The 17295-nt window shown below is 74.4% G+C and carries 17 protein-coding genes and 2 pseudogenes; 4 read left to right on the top strand and 15 right to left on the bottom strand.

Translation table 11 applies throughout. The annotated features are described in order from the left end of the window. From V6V16_RS24635 to V6V16_RS24625, 3 genes and pseudogenes are all read right to left on the bottom strand, one after another. Positions 1-292: pseudogene (locus tag V6V16_RS24635) on the bottom strand (hypothetical protein); the annotation flags it as partial. Continuing rightward, positions 289-1806 (bottom strand): replication-associated recombination protein A, encoded by a 1518-nt coding sequence (locus V6V16_RS24630; protein ID WP_334565700.1) that lies wholly within the window; start codon positions 1804-1806, stop codon positions 289-291. The gene V6V16_RS24630 and the pseudogene V6V16_RS24635, both read right to left, overlap by 4 nt. Positions 1807-1881: 75 nt before the next feature. After that, the gene (locus tag V6V16_RS24625; RefSeq protein WP_334565699.1) at positions 1882-2103 is read right to left on the bottom strand and encodes a hypothetical protein; all 222 of its coding nucleotides are present in this window, start codon (positions 2101-2103) and stop codon (positions 1882-1884) included. A 148-nt stretch (positions 2104-2251) separates the two neighbouring features. On the opposite strand from V6V16_RS24625, the gene V6V16_RS24620 reads away from it, so the two are divergent. Further along, positions 2252-2992: a GNAT family N-acetyltransferase gene (locus tag V6V16_RS24620; RefSeq protein ID WP_334565698.1), complete on the top strand. Its 741-nt coding sequence runs from the start codon at positions 2252-2254 to the stop codon at positions 2990-2992. Here V6V16_RS24620 and V6V16_RS24615 read toward each other — a convergent pair. The 5 genes from V6V16_RS24615 to V6V16_RS24595 form a co-directional block, all read right to left on the bottom strand. Then, positions 2952-4415 (bottom strand): MFS transporter, encoded by a 1464-nt coding sequence (locus V6V16_RS24615; RefSeq protein WP_334565695.1) that lies wholly within the window; start codon positions 4413-4415, stop codon positions 2952-2954. The genes V6V16_RS24620 and V6V16_RS24615 overlap by 41 nt on opposite strands. After that, positions 4412-5011, bottom strand: coding sequence for an ArsR/SmtB family transcription factor (locus V6V16_RS24610; protein ID WP_334565693.1), 600 nt, complete (start codon positions 5009-5011; stop codon positions 4412-4414). Before V6V16_RS24610 ends, V6V16_RS24615 begins: the two co-directional genes overlap by 4 nt. Positions 5012-5129: 118 nt before the next feature. Continuing rightward, a complete protein-coding gene (locus V6V16_RS24605) occupies positions 5130-5945 on the bottom strand; it encodes a sugar nucleotide-binding protein (protein ID WP_334565690.1) in 816 nt (271 codons plus the stop codon). Between the two features lie 92 nt (positions 5946-6037). After that, positions 6038-7843 (bottom strand): aspartate--tRNA ligase, encoded by a 1806-nt coding sequence (aspS, locus tag V6V16_RS24600; protein ID WP_334565688.1) that lies wholly within the window; start codon positions 7841-7843, stop codon positions 6038-6040. 123 nt (positions 7844-7966) lie between these two features. After that, a complete protein-coding gene (locus V6V16_RS24595; protein WP_334565686.1) occupies positions 7967-8737 on the bottom strand; it encodes a hypothetical protein in 771 nt (256 codons plus the stop codon). 197 nt (positions 8738-8934) lie between these two features. On the opposite strand from V6V16_RS24595, the gene V6V16_RS24590 reads away from it, so the two are divergent. Beyond that, on the top strand, positions 8935-9606 hold the full coding sequence (locus tag V6V16_RS24590; protein ID WP_334565685.1) for a hypothetical protein: 672 nt from the start codon (positions 8935-8937) through the stop codon (positions 9604-9606). Between the two features lie 36 nt (positions 9607-9642). On the opposite strand, the gene V6V16_RS24585 is transcribed toward V6V16_RS24590, so the two are convergent. From V6V16_RS24585 to V6V16_RS24570, 4 genes and pseudogenes are all read right to left on the bottom strand, one after another. Beyond that, positions 9643-9783, bottom strand: a complete 141-nt coding sequence (locus V6V16_RS24585) for a hypothetical protein (protein ID WP_334565703.1) — start codon at positions 9781-9783, stop codon at positions 9643-9645. Positions 9784-9934: 151 nt separating this feature from the next. Then, positions 9935-10294 (bottom strand): annotated as a pseudogene (locus V6V16_RS24580) (MFS transporter); the annotation flags it as partial. Then, entirely contained in the window at positions 10249-10545 is a 297-nt protein-coding gene (locus tag V6V16_RS24575; RefSeq protein WP_334565683.1) for an MFS transporter, read from the bottom strand. The gene V6V16_RS24575 and the pseudogene V6V16_RS24580, both read right to left, overlap by 46 nt. 102 nt (positions 10546-10647) lie before the next feature. Continuing rightward, on the bottom strand, positions 10648-11697 hold the full coding sequence (locus V6V16_RS24570) for a S1 family peptidase (protein ID WP_334565681.1): 1050 nt from the start codon (positions 11695-11697) through the stop codon (positions 10648-10650). 253 nt (positions 11698-11950) lie between these two features. Between V6V16_RS24570 and V6V16_RS24565 the strand changes: the two genes are divergently transcribed. Beyond that, positions 11951-12781 (top strand): GDSL-type esterase/lipase family protein, encoded by an 831-nt coding sequence (locus tag V6V16_RS24565; protein WP_334565679.1) that lies wholly within the window; start codon positions 11951-11953, stop codon positions 12779-12781. A 221-nt stretch (positions 12782-13002) separates the two neighbouring features. On the opposite strand, the gene V6V16_RS24560 is transcribed toward V6V16_RS24565, so the two are convergent. The 3 genes from V6V16_RS24560 to V6V16_RS24550 all read right to left on the bottom strand — a co-directional run bounded on the left by V6V16_RS24560 (position 13003) and on the right by V6V16_RS24550 (position 16141). Beyond that, complete coding sequence (locus V6V16_RS24560; protein ID WP_334565678.1) at positions 13003-13935, bottom strand: acyl-ACP desaturase; 933 nt, start codon at positions 13933-13935, stop codon at positions 13003-13005. Between the two features lie 69 nt (positions 13936-14004). Further along, the gene (gene hisS, locus V6V16_RS24555) at positions 14005-15333 is read right to left on the bottom strand and encodes a histidine--tRNA ligase (protein ID WP_334565677.1); all 1329 of its coding nucleotides are present in this window, start codon (positions 15331-15333) and stop codon (positions 14005-14007) included. Between the two features lie 88 nt (positions 15334-15421). Next, positions 15422-16141 carry an MBL fold metallo-hydrolase gene (locus V6V16_RS24550; protein ID WP_334565676.1) on the bottom strand — a complete coding sequence of 240 codons (720 nt, stop codon included), beginning with the start codon at positions 16139-16141 and terminating at the stop codon, positions 15422-15424. 253 nt (positions 16142-16394) lie between these two features. Between V6V16_RS24550 and V6V16_RS24545 the strand changes: the two genes are divergently transcribed. Then, the gene (locus V6V16_RS24545; protein ID WP_334565674.1) at positions 16395-17288 is read left to right on the top strand and encodes a peptidylprolyl isomerase; all 894 of its coding nucleotides are present in this window, start codon (positions 16395-16397) and stop codon (positions 17286-17288) included. Positions 17289-17295: the final 7 nt, after the last annotated feature.

Genomic DNA, 17295 nt, shown 5'->3' with positions numbered 1-17295 from the left:
CCTCGCCGCGTCGTACCGGGGGCGCGGCGGCCGGGCCGGGGCCGCGGTGCGGCGGCGGGCCGGGCGGCGTCGAGGCACCCGGAGGCGGGGTCGGCTCCGCGCCGCCCGGCCCCAGCTCGGTCCGCTGCTGCTTGGCCGAGCGCAGGTCGTCGATCCAGCCGAACTCCTCGCCGCTGACCGGCTCCTCGGGCTCGGCCTCGGCCTTGCCCCGCCCCCAGCGGCGACCCTTGGCGCGGGAGTCGCGCCGCTCATCGGGGCCGTCCTCCGGTCGCTCCGAACCACGCGATCTCACTGCTGACCCTCTCCGGCGGCGTCACTGCCGCTCTCTCGCGCCGCGTCGTCGCCGCCCGTCTCCGTCTGCCGCCGGCCGTCGCCCACCGCGCCGCCCGTGGCCGGCGGGGCCGGCACCTCGGCCGGCGGGGCCGGTGCCGGCAGCCCCCGGACGATGCGGCGCAGCAGCGGCAGCCGGGTGGCCACCGCGCGTTCCGCGCCGTGCGGGGTCGGCCGGTAGTAGTCGGCGCCGACGAGGTCGTCGGGGGCGTACTGCTGGGTGACCACGCCACGCTGGTCGTCGTGCGGGTAGCGGTAGCCGGTCCCGTGCCCCAGCCCCTTGGCGCCCGCGTAGTGCGCGTCGCGCAGCCCGCGCGGCACCGGGCCGCCGCGGCCGGCCCGCACGTCCGCGACGGCCGCGCCGATGGCGGTGGTGGCCGAGTTGGACTTCGGCGCGGTGGCCAGGTGGATCACCGCCTGGGCGAGGTTGAGCTGCACCTCGGGCAGCCCGACGTACTCCACGGCGTGGGCGGTGGCGGTGGCCACGCCCAGCGCGGTCGGGTCGGCCATGCCGACGTCCTCGCTGGCGAAGATGACCAGGCGGCGGGCGATGAAGCGGGCGTCCTCGCCGGCCACCAGCATCCGGGCCAGCCAGTGCAGCGCGGCGTCCACGTCCGAGCCGCGCATGCTCTTGATGAAGGCGCTGGTCACGTCGTAGTGGGCGTCTCCGGCCCGGTCGTAGCGCACGGCCGCCACGTCGACCGCCTGCTCGGCGGTGGCGAGGTCGATCCGCCCGGCGCCCAGGGCCGTGGCGGACGCCGCCGCCGCCTCCAGCGCGGTGAGCGCCTTGCGTACGTCACCGGCCGCCAGGCGGACCAGATGGTCCTCGGCCTCGGTCTCCAGGGTGAGCGCGCCGCCGAGGCCGCGCTCGTCGGCGACCGCGCGGCGCAGCAGGCCGCGCACCGCCGCGTCGTCCAGGGGCTGGAGGGTGAGCAGCACGCACCGCGACAGCAGCGGCGAGATGACCGAGAAGTACGGGTTCTCGGTGGTCGCCGCGAGGAGCGTGACCGTACGGTCCTCGACGGCGGCGAGCAGCGAATCCTGCTGGGTCTTGCTGAACCGGTGCACCTCGTCGATGAAGAGCACGGTCTGCGGGCCGCCGGAGCGGCGCTGGCGGCGGGCGGTCTCGATCACCGCGCGGACGTCCTTGACGCCGGCGGTGAGCGCGGACATGGCGACGAAGCGGCGGTCGGTGGCCCGGGCCACCAGGTGCGCGATCGTCGTCTTGCCGCTGCCGGGCGGGCCCCAGAGGATGACCGACATCGGCGCGGTGGCCGAGACCAGCTGGCGCAGCGGGGCGCCCGGCGCGAGCAGGTGGTCCTGACCGACCAGCTCGTCGATGCTGCGCGGGCGCATCCGGACGGGCAGCGGCGAATCCTCCCCCACCGCCGTGAACCCGTCCACACCGAGGGAACCCGCGGGCGCGGAGGGCGCTCCGGCGGGCTCGCCGAGGGAGAAGAGGGCGTCGGACTCCATCGCGAGAACAGTACCGGGCCCGGCCCATGGCGCCGGAAGCGCGCCTCGGGCCGGGCCGTCGATGATCGGTTACGGTCAGCCGCGACCGGGACGCCGGCCCCGGTACCAGCGGCCGCCACCCCCGCCGCCCCCGCCGCGCGGGCCGCGACCGACCCCGGCCAGGTAGAGGGAGAGCAGCAGCAGACCCAGCATCAGCAGGGTGTGCACGTTGAACAGGTCGGGCGCGCCGAAGTTGGTGTCCAGCAGGTCGATCAGCAGGGCGAAGCCAAAGACGATCGCCGCGAGAATGGCGAGCATGTCGTTCCTCCGGTGGGGGTTCCCAGTGGGTCGGCCGGGATGTACCCAATCGGTCCGTTCGTCAATCTCCACCGTGGAACGGCCCGGCTCGGTCGATCCGGAGGCGGGCCCGCCTGCCGGAGCTCGTCCCGCGTTCTAGGCTCACGGCATGATCGTCACCGACCAGGTCCTGGAGGGGCGGGACGCCATCCTGGCGGCCACCGACCACCACCCGTACGTCCGGCACGCGCTCCCGCGCGGTGAGCAGCCGCGCGGCTGGCGACGGGGTGACGCGGTGGCCTGGCTGGCCCCGGTGGAGCACGGCCCCCCGGGCGGCGCGTTCGGCGCCCCCGCAGCGGCGGTCGGGATGTTCGCCGAGCTGGTCGGGCGGGGCGCCCTCGGGCCGGGTCACTGGCTGCACCTGCCGCGCCTCGGCCCGGCGGTGCTGACCGGCCGGCTGGCCGTGGCCCGGCACGACGAGTGGGACTTCCTCTGGACGACGGCCGCGCCGCCCCACCAGCCCGGGCAGGAGCGGGTCGTCCGGCTCACCGAGGCCGACCACCCGGCGTTGACCGCCCTGATCGACGCGGCGTTCCCGACCACCACCTCCCGCCCGGGCGACCCGCGGGTCGTCGACTGGTACGGCATCCGGGACGGGGACCGGATCGTCGCGTGCGGGGCGGACCGCAGCCGGGGCGACACCGGCTTCCTCGCCGGTCTGACCGTCGCCCCCGACCGGCGGGGCCGAGGGCTGGGCGCGGCGTTGACCGCCGCGATGACCCGGGCCCTGTTCGCCCGCCACGACACCGTGGCGCTGGGCGTCTACACCGCCAACGTCGGTGCGCTCCGGCTCTACCGGCGCCTGGGCTTCACGCGGAGCCTGGCCCGCAGTTCGGTGCGGCTGGCCTGATCCGCCGGCCGCCCCCGCTCGGCGGCGCGGCGTCGGGCCGGCGGCGGGTGGTCGGATCCGCCGGGGCGTCAGGCGCCGGGCACGCCGGCCGACGCCGGGGCCGTACCGACCTCCGCCCGCCGCTCCGGCGGGGCCTCGCCCGACGGGCCGCCGACGGGGTCCCCGCCGGGGGCGACCCCGGCACCGGGGCGCGGCGGCCCGCCCGCCAGGCCGGCAGGTAGAGCGGGGCGGCGAGGGCCAGCACGACGGCGCCGACCAGCATCGCGGCGCTGACGCTCACGGCGTCGGCGAGCGCGGTGAGCCCGACGGCGCCGAGGGCGAAGCCGGGCTGGCCCATCATCGAGTTCAGCGAGAGCACGCTCGTCCGGTACGGGCCGTCGACCTGCCGGTGCAGCAGCCCCATGTGCAGCGGGTTGGACGCGCCGTGCACCGTGTAGCAGGCGAGGTAGGCGACCAGCACCCCGACCGGGCCGGCCAGCAGTCCCATCCCGACGATGGTGACGCCCTGCACGATCCGCAGCAGGGCGGCGCTCGGCGCCGCACCCAGCCGGCGCAGCAGCAGCGGGGTGAGCGCCGCACCGGCCGCACCGGCGAGCCACGCCGCCGAGCTGGCCGGCCCCAGCAGCGCCGCCGCCCGGTCGGGGTCGCCGACCACCTCGGCGAGCCGGACCGGCAGCAGCGACTCGAAGGTGACCATCCCGAAGCCCCAGAACAGCTCCACGCAGACCAGGGCGAGCAGCACCCGCGAGCGGCGCAGCAGCCCGAACGCCTGCCCGACCATCCGGGGCGCCTCGGCGACCGACGCCCGCAGCGCGCCGGCTTCCCTGCCCGGGCGGGTCTCGACCAGCAGCACCAGCAGGGCGACCAGGGCCGCCGCCTGGAGCGCGATCGCGACCAGCACCGGCACGGTCAGCGCGCTGACCGGCCCGATCGGCCCCAGCGCGACCAGGCCGCCGCCGAGCAGGGCGCCCGCGCCCATGGCGACGCCGACGACCGTGCCGGCGTGACCGAGGCCCGACTCGTAGTGGGCGTCGGGGTCGGCGGCGAGGGTGGCGTCGACGTACCAGGCCTCCATCGGGCCGCTGTCGAGCGCCCGGAAGACGCCCTGCAGGGCCCAGACCAGGAAGAAGAACGCGAACGAGTCGGCCACGGCGAAGATGGCGAGCGAGGCGAGGTTGACCAGCCAGGCCACCACCAGGACCGGGCGACGCCCGAGGGCGTCGGCGAGGCCGCCGGTCGGCAGCTCCAGCGCCAGCACGACCAGGCCCTGGGCGACGATGACCAGCCCGATCTCGGACAGCGTCAGGCCGCGCTCCTGCATGAGCAGGATCATCACGGGGACCATCAGGCCGGTGGGCAGCCAGCGCAGCCCGTGCAGCACCAGGAAGCGGCGCCGGACCTGGCGTACGGAGAGCGTGCTCACCGCCCCTCCTCGAGCACGGGGAACGCGGCCAGGAAGACGAGCACGGACTTCGCTTCCGGCTCGTCCGGCACCGCATCGTCGCGGTAGCGGGCGAGCAGCTCCCACAGCTCCTCGTTGAGCGCGCGCAGGCGTGCCGGGCCGAGCGTCAGCAGGACGTCGCTCATGCCGGCGGCGTCCCGCCAGGCACGGGAGTGGTAGTGCTCGGCGGCCATCCAGCGCTCGGCCTGCTCGCCCAGCAGGCGCACCTGGTCGGCCTGGATCCACTGCACCGCCGCCCGGGCGTCCGGGTCGTCGTCGAAGTCGGTCGGCTCGAAGTTGCTGATGTCGTGCGCGGCCCGCCACCAGCGTTGCCGGCCACCGCCCCGCTCGGTGTCCTCGGCGACCAGCCCCACCTCGGCGAGCTGGCGCAGGTGGTAGCTGGTGGCGCCGGTGTTGGTGTGCAGCTTCTCGGCCAGCGCCGTCGCGGTGGCCGGGCCGTCCATCCGCAGGGCGCCGAGCAGTCGCATCCGCAGCGGGTGGGCGAGCGTACGCACCTGCCGGGCATCCAGGTGGACGGTACGCGGGGCGGGCGGCCCGTTCGGCTCCTCGTTCTCCATGCTGGCACAATACTTCTGCACACTTCCTGTGCACAATAGTTGTGCACAGGAAGTGTGCATCCGCATTCGGGGGTGGCCCGGGACGGGCGGCCCCGCGACGCCGGGCTGTCGGAGCGGTTCAGGCCGCCAGCAGCTCGCGGACGCCGCGCAGCCGGGTCGGCAGCAGGGCGGCGGCGCGGGAGGAGTCGAGGCGTACCACGGCGGGGCGGACCAGGCCCGACGACGCGACAGGGGCGGTCCGCAGGCCGGCCGGATCGAGGCCGAAGCGCGCCGCCACCAGCAGGCCCAGCTCCGCGCGGCTGACGCCGTCCGCGCCACCGGCGTTCAGCAGGCCGGCGTACTGGTTGCCGACCAGGTCCAGGACGGCGCCGGCCAGGTCGGCCACGTGCACCGGACAGCGGACCTCGTCGGTGTAGAGCGTGGCCCCGCCTGCGAGCGCGTCCAGGCAGAGGCGGATCTGCTTGCTCCGCTCGTCGCCCACGATCAGCGAGGTGCGTACCAGCGCGGCACCCGGGTCGATGGCGCGCACGGCCGTCTCCGCCGCCGCCTTGGCCGCACCGTACGCGAAGACGGGTTCCGGCGCCTCGTCGTCGCCGTACGGCTCGGGCCGGCCGGCGTGCACCGCGTCGCTGGAGAGGTGCACCAGCCGCGCCCCCGCCTCGGCCGCCGCGTACGCGACGTTGGCCGCCCCGTCGGCGGTCACCGCCCACTCGCCGTACCGGTAGGGGGTTCCCACCACCGCCTCCGGGCGGACCCGGGCGACCAGCTCGCCCACCGCGCGGCGGTCCGTCACGTCGAGCCGGCGCGCCTCGACGCCCGGTACGTCGATCCCGGCCGAGTGGTACGTCCCGACCACCCGGTGCCCGGCCGCCACGGCCTGCCGGCAGACCTCGCCGCCCAGGTACCCGCTGGCCCCCACCACGAGCAGCGTCACGTCGTTCTCCTCTCCCCCACCGGCCGACCGGCCCGCGTCATCATGACGCGGGCCGGTCGGATCGTGCGGGACCCGGAGCCGGGTCGGTCACGTCAGGTCGGGTCGGCCACCGGGGCGGCCGGGCCGGCCGTGCCGGTCCGCGGCGCGGCGGCCGACTTCGGCTTGGCGTCGATGCCGGCCTCGGTGCGCTGCTGCGCGGTGATCGGCGTCGGCGCGCCGGTCAGCGGGTCGAAGCCGCCCCGGGTCTTCGGGAACGCGATGACCTCGCGGATCGAGTCGGCGCCGGCGAGCAGCATGCAGACCCGGTCCCAGCCGAAGGCGATGCCGCCGTGCGGCGGGGCGCCGTACTTGAACGCCTCCAGCAGGAAGCCGAACTTGTCCTGCGCCTCCTCGGGCGTGATGCCGAGCAGGTCGAAGACCCGCTGCTGGACGTCGCCACGGTGGATACGGATCGAGCCGCCGCCGATCTCGTTGCCGTTGCAGACGATGTCGTACGCGTACGCCAGCGCCCGGTCCGGCGCCTCCTCGAACCGGTCCACCCACTCGGAGTTGGGCGAGGTGAACGGGTGGTGCACCGCCGTCCAGCCGCCCTCGTCCGTCTTCTCGAACATCGGCGCGTCGACCACCCAGCAGAACGCCCAGGCGCTCTCGTCGACCAGGCCGGCCCGCTTGGCGATCTCGATCCGGGCCGCGCCGAGCAGCTCCTGCGCCTCGCGGGTGTCGGTGCTGGCGGCGAAGAAGACCGCGTCGCCCGGCTTCGCGCCGACCGCGTCGGCCAGCCCGCCCAGGTGCTCGGCGGAGAGGTTCTTCGCCACCGGCCCGCGCGCCTCTCCCGTCTCGGCGTCGAGCACCACGTACGCCAGGCCGCGCGCGCCCCGCGCCTTCGCCCAGTCCTGCCAGCCGTCGAGCTCCTTGCGGCTCTGCGCCGCGCCGCCCGGCATGACCACCGCGCCGACGTAGCCGCCCGCGTCGATCGCGCCGGCGAAGACCCGGAACCCGGTGCCGCGCAGGTAGTCGGTCAGCTCGGTCAGCTCGACGCCGTAGCGCAGGTCGGGCTTGTCGGAGCCGTACCGGGCCATCGCGTCGTGCCAGGTGATGCGCGGGATCGGCCGGGAGATCTCGTGGCCGGCCAGGTCCTTCCAGAGCGCCGAGACGATCGCCTCGCCGAGGTCGATGACGTCGTCCTCGGTGACGAAGGACATCTCGATGTCGAGCTGGGTGAACTCCGGCTGCCGGTCGGCACGGAAGTCCTCGTCCCGGTAGCAGCGGGCGATCTGGTAGTACCGCTCCATGCCGCCCACCATCAGCAGCTGCTTGAACAGCTGCGGCGACTGCGGCAGCGCGTACCAGCTGCCGGGCTGCAGGCGCACCGGCACCAGGAAGTCGCGGGCACCCTCCGGGGTGGAGCGGGTCAGCGTCGGGGTCTCGATCTCCAGGAAGTCCCGCTCGTGCAGCACGGTGCGGGCGAGCTGGTTGGCCCGCGAGCGCAGCCGCATCGCCTTCGCCGGGCCGCTGCGGCGCAGGTCCAGGTAGCGGTAGCGCAGCCGGATGTCGTCGCCGGCCTCGACCTGGTCGTCCACCGGCAGGGGCAGCGGCGCCGCCTCGGAGAGCACCTCCAGCTCGGCGGCGGTCACCTCGATCTCGCCGGTAGGCAGCTCCGGGTTCTCGTTGCCCCCGGGGCGGCGGGTCACCTCGCCGGTCACCCGGACGCAGAACTCGTTGCGCAGCGCGTGCGCGTCCTCCTCGCGGAACACCACCTGGACCACGCCCGACCCGTCGCGCAGGTCGACGAAGATCACGCCGCCGTGGTCGCGCCGGCGGGCCACCCACCCGGCGAGCGTCACCGTGGTGCCGGCGTCCGTCGCGCGCAGGCTGCCGGCGTCATGGGTACGGATCACGACTCGCGTCTCCTCATCTGCGGTACACCGTTACCCCTGGCATTCTGTCAGCCCTCCCCCGCACCCCGTTGCGGGGTGAGGGGAGGTGGGGGTCCGGCCGGCGACGCGGGTCCGTTCCCGCCCCTACAGCGGAATGTCCCAGGCCTTCGCGGTCAGCACCACCGTGCCGTCGTCGTTGACGTCCGTCACCTGCACCAGGGCCATCTTCCAGGTGTCCCCGCGCTCCTGCGCCTCGTTGATGGAGGTCTTGACGCACAGCACCACGCCCTTGCGGGCGGGCACGTTGATGTCCTGGCCGATCGAGCCCTTCACGATCCGTTCGTTGCAGTCCGCGGCGCCGAGCGTCACGGCGTCCACCTGGGCTCCCGTCGCCCCCGCGGCCAGGTTGAAGTACGACGAGTCGCCGCCGCAACGGGCGGTGAACCGGAGCTCCTCGCCGTCGGTGACCCGCACCTCCGGCTTGTCCAGGTCGATGTCGAGGTCGCTGCCGCAGTTGGCCCGCAGCGTGAGGCGCTCGTCGACGTACTTCTCCTTGTACTGCGTCTGCGGGTTGAGCGACGGTTCCGCGCTCCCGTCGGGCGTCGGCCCGGAGGGCGGCTCCGCTCCACTGGGTTCGGACGCCGGCGCGGTGGGCGCTCCCGACGGCGCGTCGGTGCCGGGCGGCGGGGCGGCGGTGCGTCCCGCGCCGGCTGCCCGGGCGATGTCCCGGGCGTCGTTGGCCTGGTCGAGGGCCCGCAGCGACAGCACCGTGGCCAGCAGGCCGAGGACGACCGCCAGCGCGGCGGCCCCCACCGCCACCAGGGGCCACCGGCTGCCGCGTGCGGATTTCGGCGCTGCCGGCCCGATCGGGCCGGGGGGCGGCGGCACCGGGCGACCCTGCTGTTCCGAGGTCATCTCGTGGCTCCTCACGTCGGGGTGGCCGTTCGGCCGCCGCCCGGGCCTGATGCGCGGCGCACGCCGGGCACGGGGCGCATTTATCCCAGAAAGCCGGCAAGATCGCTGTCGGTAAACCGTCACCCGCCGAAAACCCCGCGTCACCGCCGAGTCGGGATAATGAACCGCCCCCATCGATCTTGTGCAGGTGAGCTCCCATGACCGAGCCGGTACCCGGCACGGATTCCCCCCGCCGCCGACGCGGGTTGACGCCCGGCGAGAAGACCGGCGCGGCGATCGGCCTCGCCAGCCTGCTCGTCGCCCTGCTCGCCTGGCAGTGGCCCCGGCAGGGTCAGGATCGGCAGCCCACGCCGCCCCCCACCCCGACCCGGGTGACGACGAGCACCAGCGCGCCCGGCACCACTCCCGCGACCCCCGGCCCCGGGCCCACCGGCCGCACGTACCTCGACGCGCTGACGCCCGAGGCCGGCAGTCCCTACCTGTTACCGCTGCCGCGCGCGCTGGCCGGTCGCGCCGACCTGCCGCATCCGGTCGTGCTCTCCTGCCCGACCAACGACGGCGAGGACCGCAGCCGCTCGGTCAGCTATCCGCTCAAGCGCCGCTACCTGGATTTCTCCACCACCTTCCGGGCCTGGTACCCGCCGGGCGAGGACCCGGAGTCCGTCGTGCGGATCAGCGCCGTGGTGACCGTCCGGGAGCCCGACGACACCCTGACCCGGCAACCCCGACCGGGCCGGACGACCACGATGTCCCGACCGGCGGAGTCGCTGTCCTTCTCCGTGGAGGGGGCCGACCTGCTCACGCTGACGGTGGAGTGCGACCTGGGCGGCGGGGTGGCCGTCCTGTCCGACGCCGGGCTCAGCCGCTGACGGCGGTGCCGGGCGGGTGGTCGCCCGCCGGGACCATCAGTCCCGCGGGTCGGCGGGCAGGAGGTGGTTCACCGCGATCTCGCCGACGGTGAGCGCCCGGGCGCGTTCCTCGATCCCCCGGTCGGCGCAGGTGAGCCGCCCGCCGTGCTGGCGCAGGTGCTCCTCCCAGGGGGGCACCTGGTAGACCTCGACGAAGCCGTCCTCCCGTTCGCCCGTGCGGAACAGCCCTCAGCGGATCGCCCCGGTACGCCGGCGCGACCGTCCCCACCAGCCGCATCGCCGCGACGAACTCCGCCTGCCGTTCCGGCGGCACGGTGTAGGAGACGGTCACCAGCACTGGTCCGCTGCGGGGGTCGGCCGGCAGCGTCAGGTGCTGCTCGGGCCACCAGATCGCCGGGTCGCGGTCCAGACCCCCGGTCTCGCGCAGCGGCCAGAGCGGCACGGTCGCCGCGCCGACCGCCATCACCCCGGCCGCCACGGCGAGCGCGACGACGAGGCTGGTCAGCTCGCCGAGCGCGCCCCAGGCGAGCGCGCCGAGCGCCTGCCCGCCGGCGAAGACCATCTGTTAGACCGAGAGGCCGCGGGCGCGCACCCAGCCGGGCAGGAAGAGCTGCATCGCGGCGTTGACGCTGGAGAGCACGGTCATCCAGGCCATGCCGGCCGGCACCAGGGCCAGGGCGACCGGCACGGGGCCCGGCGCCAGGGCGAGCACCACCAGCACGGCGGCGTAGAGCACAGCATGCTGGCGGTCTGCACCAGCGCCACCAGCGTCGAGGCGTTCGCCTCCCCCACCAGCAGCCACTGCGCGCCGACGGTCTGCATCCAGGTGCCCACGTTGCTGGCCAGCACCGCCAGCCAGAGGCTGCGGAACGCGGCGAGCCGCAGCGGGGCCCAGGCGGACGGCGAGGCGTCGGCGGGCGGGGTCACGGGGGCGCTCACCGGGCGCAACGTACCCCGACCGGCACCGTCCGGTCCCGCGAACGGGGCCGGACACGCGGCGGGCCGCCGGGTTCACCCGGCGGCCCGTTGCGGTGCGATGGATCAGAAGACGCTGACGCCGTAGCGGCTCAGCGCCTCACCGACCGGCTGGAAGTAGGTCGTGCCGCCGGTGCGGCAGTTGCCGCTGCCACCGGAGGTCAGGCCCAGGGCGATGGTGCCGCTGAACAGCGAGCCGCCGCTGTCGCCCGGCTCGGCGCAGACGTTGGTGCGGATCAGGCCGGAGACCGAGCCCTCGGCGTAGTTCACCGTGGCGTTGAGCGCGGTCACCGAGCCGCTGCGCAGGCCGGTGGTGCTGCCGGAGCGCTGCACCGACTGGCCGACGTACGCGTTGCCGGCGGCGGTGATGTCCCGGTAGCTGCCGTTGTAGAGGTAGACGTTACCGGCGGCGTTGGCGGAGTTGTTGTGCCGCACGATGCCGTAGTCGTTGCCGGGGAAGCTGCTGCCGGTGCGGCTGCCCAGCAGGTTGGTCTGGGCGGAGTTGCTGTACCAGCTGGCCGAGATGTTGGTGCAGTGCCCGGCGGTCAGGAAGTAGTAGGTGCTGCCGCTGCGGACGTTGAAGCCGAGCGAGCAGCGGCCGCCGCCACCGGCGTAGATGGCCTGGCCGCCGGAGATGCGGGTGCCGAGCACGCCGGCCTCGGCCTCGATCCGGATCGCGCCGTTCATCCGCTCGGCGGCGGCCTTGACGCGCTCCAGCTTGGCGCCGGTGACGGTGCTGTCGACGGAGACGACGACCTGGTTGGTGGCCGGGTCGGTCCACCACGCGGTGCCGGGGATCTTGGCGGAGCGGTCCAGCTCCGAGGTGGCCCGGGCCAGCTCGCTGGCGCCGCGCTCGACGATCTTCGGGGTGGCGCCGGCGGCGCTGACCTGACGGGCGGCGAGCGCGTCGGTCACGGTGACGACCATCTTGCCGTTGGCGTCGGCGTAGGTGCCGGCGGACCGGTCGCCGAGGCGCTCGGCCAGGCTGGCGGCGGCGTCGGGCGAAGCGAACGAGGGTGCAGCCTGGGCGGGCGCGCCGATCAGCGAGCCGGCGACCATGGCGCCGGCCGCAGCGACGACGGCGGCACGACGGAGCGAGGACCTCGTGGGTCGCATGTAACAACCTCCAGGGAGGGGGGTCTCGGGCCCTCGTCGGGGTGACAGGGGCCTGGATCAGCCCGTCCGGCCTGGGGGAACCAGCCGAGCTCACTGAAGTATTCACATACTTAAGTGAGTAGGCAAGACCCGACTTTGTCCTTTTCGCCCCGGCTGCGCCGGCCATCTGCCCGAAACATTGTGGACACTCAGACACATCTATACGCTCGGTCCACCGTCCCACCATCCGGTACCCCGCGATCCGGAGGTCACCATGAAGCCCGTCCGACGGCTGCTCGCATCCCTCGCCGCCCTCACCTCCCTCGTCCTGCTCGCCGGCACCCCGGCCGCCGCCGACCCCGGCCCCGCCCCCGACTCGATGGCCAGCCTCGGCGACTCGATCACCCGAGGCTTCAACGCCTGCGGCTGGTACGTCGACTGCACCTCGCGCTCCTTCAGCACCGGCGACAACTCCACCGTCGACAGCCATTACCTGCGCATCCGCGCCACCAACGCGGCCATCGGCGGACGCAACCACAACGACGCGCGCAGCGGCGCCAAGTCCGCCGACATGTACGCCCAGGCCGGCACCGCCGTCAGCCAGGGCGTGGACTACGTGACCATGCTGATCGGCGCCAACGACGCCTGCACGGGCACGGAGGCGGCGATGACGCCGGTGGCCACGTACCGCGCCAACATCGACGCCGCGCTCGGCCGCCTCAAGGCCGGGCTGCCCGCCGCCCGGGTCCAGCTGATCAGCGTGCCGGACATCCACCGGCTCTGGTCCGTCGGCAGGAGCAGCGGCAGCGCGCGTACCGCCTGGTCGCTGTTCAACGTCTGCCAGTCGATGCTCGCCAACCCGACCTCCACCGCCCAGGCGGACGTGGACCGGCGCGACCGGGTCCGCCAACGGGTGATCGACTACAACACGCAGCTCGCCCAGGCCTGCGCCGCGTACGGGCCGAACTGCGACTTCGACGACAACGCCGTGTTCGGCTACCCGTTCACCCTGGGGCAGCTCTCCACCTGGGACTACTTCCACCCGAACGCCTCGGGACAGCGCGTCCTGGCCAGCACCTCCTACGCCGCCGGCTTCGCCTGGTAACCCCCACCGCCCCGCCCGCGCCCGCCCGCCCCGCCCGCGCCCGCCCGCCCGCCGCGCGTCCAACCGTGCGCGATCTTGCACTTTCGGCCCTGCGCACGCCCGAGTTGCGGCTTTCGTAGGGGCGCGAAGTGCAAGATCGGCGGCGTGGGGCGGCGGCGTGAGGCGGGCGGCGGGCGGCGGGCGGCGTGAGGCGGGCGGCGGGCGGGGCGGCGTGGGCGGGGTCAGCGGGCGGCGAGGCGGGCGGCGCGGGCGTCGCGCTTCTCCTCGAAGCGGGAGGCGGCGCGCTCCAGGTCGTCGAGGTGGGCCGCGATCTCGTCGCGGGCGGCCTCCCCGTCGGCGTCGAGCCCGGCGACGTTGAAGACGTCCCACTGGCGCAGCACCGGGGCCACCACGTCGTCGCGGTGCTGGCGCAGGTCGTAGATGCCGGCGAGGGCGATCGCCACGGACTTGCGGGCGAAGCCGTCGATGCCGCTGCCCGGCATCTGGAAGTCGGCCAGCACGTCGGCGACGGCCCGCATCGTCTGCCCGGGCGCCACCTCGAAGGCCGCGCCCAGCAGGTTGCGGTAGAAGACCATGTGCAGGTTCTCGTCCGCCGCGACCCGGGCCAGCAGCGCCTCGCACACCGGGTCGCCGGCCGCTCGGCCGGTGTTGCGGTGCGAGATCCGGGTGGCCAGTTCCTGGAACGAGACGTACGCCAGCGAGTGCAGCATCTCCTCGTCGTGCGCGTTGCGGTAGCCGGCGGACATGTGCGTCATCCGGGCCCGCTCCAGCGCCACCGGGTCGACGGCCCGGGCGACGGTCAGGTAGTCGCGGATGGCCGTGCCGTGCCGCCCCTCCTCGGCCGTCCACCGGTGCACCCAGGTGCCCCAGGCGCCGTCCCGGCCGAACAGGGTGGCGATCTGGTGGTGGTACGAGGGCAGGTTGTCCTCGGTCAGCAGGTTCACGATCAGCGCCGTACGGGCCACGTCGGGGATGGTGGAGTCGCTCTCCGACCACGCCTCGCCGCCCAGCGGCCCGTCGAAGGTGCGCCCGTCGCTCCACGGCACGTACTCGTGCGGGAACCACTCCTTGGCGATGGACAGGTGCCGGTCGAGGTTCGTCTCGACGACGGGTTCCAGTTCGAGCAGCAACGCGGTCTGGCTGAGTGCGGTCACGACGGTCTCCCTACGGTGGCGTAGCTTACGCCACCGTAGGTCCGATCGCCCGTACGCGCCAGTAACGTCTCAGCTGACCAGCGGCCTGATGTCCGCCGCCGGCGGCGCCCACTCCCCCGCCGCCGCGGTGACCTGCTCGCCGGAGCGGATGTCCTTCACCTCGTCGGCCGCGCCGTCCGCGCCCGGGAACCAGACGTACGGGATGCCCCGCCGCTCGGCGTAGCGGATCTGCTTGCCGAACTTCGCCGCGCTCGGCGACACCTCCGTCGGTACGCCCCGCCCGCGCAGCGCCTCGGCCACCCGGTTGCTGTCGCCGCGCCGCTCCTCGTTGGTCACGGCGACCAGCACGCAGGTCGGCACGTCCCGCGACACCGACAGCGCGCCGGCGCCGAAGAGCAGCCCCAACAGCCGGGTCACCCCGATCGAGATGCCCACCCCCGGGAAGCGGGTGGCGCCGGAGCTGGCCAGGTTGTCGTACCGGCCGCCGGAGCAGATCGAGCCGAACCTCTCGTAGCCGAGCAGCTGGGTCTCGTAGACCGTGCCGGTGTAGTAGTCCAGGCCACGGGCGATGCGCAGGTCGGCCACGCAGAGCCCGGGCGAGTGGGCGGCGGCGGTCTCCACCACCCGGACCAGCTCCTCGATCCCCTCGTCGAGCAGCGGCTCGCTCACCCCCAGCGCGGCCACCGCGTCGGCGAAGGAGGCGTCCGGGGCGGAGATCTCGGCCAGCGCCAGACACGCCTTGGCCTGCGCCTCGCTCGCCCCGGCCGTCTCGGCGAGCAGCTCGGCCACCCTCGCCGGGCCGATCTTGTCGAGCTTGTCCACCGCGCGCAGCGCCGCCTCCGGGTCGGTCAGCCCGACACCCCGGTAGAAGCCCTCGCAGATCTTGCGGTTGTTGACCTGGATCCGCACCGGCGGGATCGGCAGCGAGCGCAGCGCGTCGCCGATCACCAGCGGCATCTCCGCCTCGTGGTGCGCGGCCAGCGTGTCCCGGTCGACGATGTCGATGTCGGCCTGGAGGAACTCGCGGTAGCGCCCCTCCTGCGGCCGCTCGCCCCGCCACACCTTCTGGATCTGGTAGCGGCGGAACGGGAACTGCAGCTTGCCGGCGTTCTCCAGCACGTAGCGGGCGAACGGCACGGTCAGGTCGAAGTGCAGGCCGAGCGAGTCGTCGCCGGCCGGGCCGTCGGCGTCGGCCTGCAACCGGCGGATCAGGTAGACCTCCTTGGAAGTCTCCCCCTTGCGCAGCAGCTGGTCCAGCGGCTCCACCGCGCGGGTCTCCAGCGGGGCGAAGCCGTACAGCTCGAAGGTGTCGCGGATCCGGTCCAGGACGTACTGCTCGATCATCCGCTGGGCGGGCGTCCACTCCGGGAAGCCGGAGATGGGCGTGGGCTTGCTCATGATGCTCCGTTCGCAGACCCGCGCGGTCCGCGCGGGCGAAGGCTCGGTGCGGCCGTCGCCGGCCGTGGGTCCGGGGCCCGGCGGCCGGTCAGAGGCCGCGGGCGGGGGTGGCCGGTCGCGCGCCGTCGCCGCCCGAGACCTCGATGAGGTACGGGTTGGTCGCGCGCTCGCGGCCGATGGTCGTCGCGGGGCCGTGGCCGGGCAGCACGACGGTGTCGTCCGCCAGCGGAAGCACCTTGTTCCGCAGGCTGGAGACCATCGCCGTCATGCTGCCGCCCGGCAGGTCGGTGCGGCCGATGGAGCCGGCGAACAGCACGTCGCCGGAGAGGCAGAGCTGCTCCGCCTCCCACAGCGAGCCGGCGGCCGGCAGCCGGAAGAGCACCGACCCGCCGGTATGGCCCGGGGCATGGTCGACCGTGATCTCCAGCCCGGCGAGGGCGAGCGTGGCTCCGTCGGTCAGCTCGGCGACATCTTCCGGCTCGGTGTACGTCAGCCGCCCGCCGAAGAGCGCCCTGAGATCCGCCGAGAGGCCCTTGGTCGGGTCGGCGAGCATCTCCCGGTCACCCGGGTGCACGTAGGCGGTGATCCCCCGGGCTCCGCAGACCGGCGCCACGGAGAACGTGTGGTCGAGGTGGCCATGGGTGAGCAGGACGGCGGCCGGGTGCAGCCGATGCTCGGCCAGCAGGGCGTCGAGCCGGTCGAGCACCCCGATGCCGGGGTCGACCACCACGCACTGTTCCCCCGGCGCGGCGGCGACCACGTAGCAGTTGGTGCCGAAGGCGTCCGCGGGAAAGCCGGCCACGAGCACGTCCGCTCCCCTTCCGTCGAGCTTGCTCCCTGCGGGCAGCCTATCGGGCGGCGCCACCCGGTTGTCCGCATCGCCCCACCGGCCCCGTGCGACGCAGTGACCCGTCCCGATAGCCGGAACCGACCTCGTACACCACTTTCCCAGCCGGTAGCCGTACACTCTGGCGGGCGTGTGGCGTGGCACACCTGCCGCCGTACGGGCGCGGGACGCCCGACCACCGGTGACGACCAGGGTAGAGGAAAGGGGAGCACGGGTGCCTTCCAGCAGGGACCGGCAGCGCAAACTGGCGCGGGCCAAGCTCGACCGGCAACTCGCCCGCCGGGCCGCCGCCGTACGGCGCCGCCGGCAGATCCAGGCCGGTGTCGGCGTCGCCGTCGTTCTCGTGCTGATCGTGGCCGGCTCGGCGTGGGCGCTGGGCGCCTTCGACCGGGACCCGAAGGAGAACACGGCCGCCGAGGACGTCTGCCTCTGGACGCCGCAGGACGCGACCGCGAACACCAACCTCAAGGACGTCGGCACGCCGGGCACCAAGGGCCTGCCGACCGAGGGCGTCCGCCCGATGACGATCACCACCAACCAGGGCGCGCCGATCACCGTCGAGCTCGACCTGGCCGGCGCCCCGTGCGCGGCGGCGAGCATCGCCCACCTCTCCAGCCGGTCGTTCTACGACAACACCAAGTGCCACGAGATCACCGCCGAGGGCGCCGTGCGCTGCGGCGACCCGAGCGGAACCGGGCTCGGCGGCCCCACGTACTCGTTCTACGACGAGAACGTCCCCACCGCCCCGTCGCCGTCGGCCAGCCCCGGCCCCGGTCAGCCCGCGACGTACCCGAAGGGCACGGTCGCGATGATCGCCAACCCGCCGGGCGCGAACGGCAGCCAGTTCCTGCTCTTCTTCAAGGATTTCACCACGGCGGAGCCGAAGTACCCGGTCATCGGACGGGTCACCGGCGGGATCGACGTGGTGACGAAGATCGGTGCCAAGCCGACGGTGGACAATGGGGCGGGGGCCAAGGTCAAGCCCAAGGACGACGACGTGGTCGTCCAGAGCCTGACCGTCGGTGAGCCCGCGGGGCAGGCGAACTCGACCCCGGCGCCCGCGCCGTCAGCGTCGGGCGCTCCCGCGGGCAGCGCCAGCGCCGGCTGACCCGGCC

It is taken from the genome of Micromonospora sp. CPCC 205561, assembly GCF_036906775.1.
GTDB lineage: Bacteria > Actinomycetota > Actinomycetes > Mycobacteriales > Micromonosporaceae > Micromonospora.
Note: the sequence above shows the minus strand (reverse complement) of the source record. Positions and strands in the feature narration are given on the sequence as shown.